This window comes from Pseudoduganella buxea (assembly GCF_009720835.1).
Taxonomy (GTDB): Bacteria; Pseudomonadota; Gammaproteobacteria; order Burkholderiales; family Burkholderiaceae_D; genus Rugamonas; species Rugamonas buxea.
The window spans coordinates 1-3157 of sequence record NZ_WNKZ01000182.1 but is presented as its reverse complement, the minus strand read 5'-3'; the positions used below and the strand labels follow the sequence as shown (position 1 = coordinate 3157).

Here is a 3157-nt window from a genome sequence, read left to right as displayed (position 1 = left end):
GCTTCGGCTTGTTTCAGGATGGCGATGATCTGGCTGTCGGTAAAGCGGGACGTCTTCATGTAGAGCTTTCTGTTCTTAAGTAGAAAATTCTACTTCTAACGACGCTCTTTTTGTGGGGGGATTACCACATCCCCACGAGGATTTACTCTCTTGCGACCGATCGTCCGGATGGCGTGAAATATGGACTGGAGGAGCTCGACGGCATGCGCTACCCTTCACTGGGCGTTTCGCGCCTCCCATTTCCTCGCCCGTGCGGACTGTTGGCATCGAGGAATCGGACCGGCGACGTATGGCCGCTCGGGGGCGGCAGCGGCCCCTTTGAGCACATCGCACCGGATGGCGAGACGCCGGCCACCAAAAGGCTCAAGTGCATCAATGGATTTACTTATTCCGTCGGCGTGGGGCGCGCTGTTTACAAGCGTGTCGCCATAGGAAAATGGATAACTTTTACCAATGGCATACCGAAGGTCGAAGCCGACACCAACCAAGGGTTCAGCGATATCGATGCATTCTCGGACGAGGACATGTACGCCGTTGGCGGGCATGGCGACGTCTGGCATTACGACGGCGAAAAGTGGACTCAACTTGGTTTTCCCAACAATGTGAGGCTCGAAACGGTCACCTGTGCCGGCGACGGCAACGTCTATATCTCCGGCGAAGGCGGCAGCCTGTGGGTAGGGAATAAATCGACGTGGAAGCGGATCCACAAGGGCAGTTCGAGCATCCTGTGGAACGACGTGCTGTGGTTCCAGGACAAACTATGGCTGGCGTCCGATTATCAGTTCCGCCAGTGGAACGGCAAGGAGCTGGTGCCGGTCAAGCATGAGGGCGAGACCGTGTACATCACTGGCCATATGGACGCGCATGACGGCATCCTCGTTGTCGCCAGCCTCGATACAGTCATGCAATTCGACGGCGACACCTGGCGGGTGCTCGTGGCTCCCTATCCTTCACCTTCAACTGACCACGCAGCAGCTTGCACAAACCTATGAGCCAAAACCCCATTCCGTCCACCATCGCGCCGCTGGTGCGCCGCCATGCCGAGGATGCCGCCTTTTACTGGTCGCAGCACGACGGCTCGGCCCACTCCCCTCGCCTTCGGCTGGCGAGCCTGGAGCGCTTCAGCCACCTGCTGACCGCGCACCTGGAGGGCCTGGACGTGGCCGGCCGGGCCGCGTGGGACCCTGCCGCCGGGGCACTGAAGCGGTGGAGCAAACCGGCCGAAGCATTCGTTGCCGCCCACGTCGCCTTCAGCCGGGATGGCGACGACCTGCGCGTAGCCCTGTGGCAGCTGGTCGAAGCCCGGCCGGCACAGCTGCTGCGCGGCGCCATCAGCGCCCTGGCCTGGCTGCCGCGGTCAAGGGCCGCTGCCCTCATTACGGCGCTGACGGTGGCCGGGACCGGGCCGGTGCGCCAGGTCACGGCGCTGCGGGCGCTGGCGCTGATGAACCTGGACGCCCGCTCGCTGCTGGCGCAGCCCATCGAGGCCTTCGTGCGCGCGCCCGATCCCCATGTGCGCGCCGCCGCATGGCGTCTGGCCGCTACGCTGCCTGCCGAAGACTTCCTGCAGCTGATGCCCGCCCGCGCGCTGGACGATGGCTGCGCCGCCGTGCGCGCGGAGGCCGCGATTGCGTGCGGCCGCCATCGCGCGGCCAGGCCACGCGAAGCACCGGCCGACCTGCCGGCACGGACACTACTGCAAGCCGTGATCGCCCAGGCAGCAACCTGCGACGGCGCCACCGGCTGGGACCGGATGCAGGCGCAACGGCGCTTGCTGCGCTGGCTGCACTGGCTGGCCGTGCTGCTGCCGACCGGCCATGAGGCCATTCCCGCCCTACTGGGCAGCTTGCCCGCGCGGGCCGGCCTGTCCTTCATCGCCAGCCACGGCGACCCGGCCTGGCTGCCCGTCGTCACCGAAGCGATGGCCGATGCCGACACGGCGCGCCACGCGGGCTGGGTCTGGCACACGCTCACCGGGATCGACATCGAGGCGGCCGGCCTGGCGCTGCAGGAAACGCCGGACGAAGGCGCGCCCGTCGCCGTGACAGAGGCGCGCCTCGATGCCGACCAGGGCCTGCCCTTGCCCGATCCAGTCGCGGTGCTGGGGGCGACGCCGGTGACACTGGCGCACGGCACGCGCTATCTGCTGGGGCAGCCGATCAGCACCGCCCACGCGCTGGCCGTCTGCGAGCACGGTGCGCAGGCGCAGCGCGCCATCGCCCTGCGCCACCTGTCGTTGGCGCTGCCCCGCCTGGCGCTGACGCCGCGCGGTCCCGTGCCGGCACAAAGGAAGGTGCTGCTGCACCTGCAAGCCCTGGCCGATGGCGGGGTGGCCGCATGAGCGAACAACTCGATCCCTGGCACGACGCCAGCCGCCTGGCCGCGCGCCTGGCCGGTGACGACGCCCTGCTGATCCTCGCCATAGGCGCGGAACAATGGTGCGCGCGTTGCCGCGCCTTGCGCCCCGCCTTCGACGCCATCGCCGCCGCGGCCCCGGACAGCGAAACCTGGTTGTGGCTCGATATCGAGGACCATACCGAATTCATTGGCGACTACTTCCCCGAGAATTTGCCGGTGCTGCTGGCCTACCGGGGCGAGCGTGTCCTGCTCCACCGTCTCATCGACGACAGGGCGGGGCCGCTGGACGAGCTGCTTGCCGCGGCACGCGCGTGGCCAGCAGCGGACGGCAGCGCGGACCCGGGCATCCGGCGCAGGCTGCTGGTCGCGGACTGGGCGCCGGCGCCGCAACGCTAACCTTGCATCGCCATCATCTGCCTTGACACCGGGCCGGCCGCTGGGCCGCCAAACGGAACGCGAATGCGCCGTCCTATCGGGTAAGCTCGGCCGCACCGGCCGGCGCCACCTGGCCGGGCATTGCCCACGTTGACCCCCATGCGACCAGACAACCCATACACCACCCCACACCCCAGCCGCGCCTTGCACAAGACGGTCCGGCCGATCCCGGCACGACCTGCCCTTGCCCGCCGCATTGCCAGGGCGGGCGCCACGCCGATCATCGCAATCGCAATGGCCTGGAGCGTGCTGGCCCTGTGGTTTCATCTGCCCCGCCTGCCGGCGCTGGCCGCCGGCGCCGCATGCGCCCTGGCGGGCATGGCCGTGCTGGTCGTGCTGTGGCGCGGCGGCGGCACGTGCCGCA

Annotated in this window: 4 protein-coding genes; all 4 read left to right on the top strand. The window is 67.9% G+C overall.

The features are described from left to right. Positions 1–203 precede the first annotated feature (203 nt). Positions 204–992, top strand: a complete 789-nt coding sequence (locus GM672_RS27335) for a beta propeller repeat protein (RefSeq protein WP_155473646.1) — start codon at positions 204–206, stop codon at positions 990–992. Further along, a complete protein-coding gene (locus GM672_RS27330; RefSeq protein WP_155473645.1) occupies positions 989–2341 on the top strand; it encodes a hypothetical protein in 1353 nt (450 codons plus the stop codon). Before GM672_RS27335 ends, GM672_RS27330 begins: the two co-directional genes overlap by 4 nt. Beyond that, positions 2338–2754, top strand: a complete 417-nt coding sequence (locus GM672_RS27325; protein WP_155473644.1) for a thioredoxin — start codon at positions 2338–2340, stop codon at positions 2752–2754. The genes GM672_RS27330 and GM672_RS27325 overlap by 4 nt, the downstream gene beginning before the upstream one ends. Before the next feature lie 138 nt (positions 2755–2892). Then, on the top strand, positions 2893–3157 hold a 265-nt coding region (locus tag GM672_RS27320; RefSeq protein WP_371867111.1), incomplete at its 3' end, for a hypothetical protein.

Coding starts and splice junctions, on each gene's coding strand:
- GM672_RS27325 (WP_155473644.1), top strand. CDS start 2,338: ATGAGCGAACAACTCGATCCCTGGCACGACGCCAGCCGCCTGGCCGCG.
- GM672_RS27335 (WP_155473646.1), top strand. CDS start 204: ATGCGCTACCCTTCACTGGGCGTTTCGCGCCTCCCATTTCCTCGCCCG.
- GM672_RS27330 (WP_155473645.1), top strand. CDS start 989: ATGAGCCAAAACCCCATTCCGTCCACCATCGCGCCGCTGGTGCGCCGC.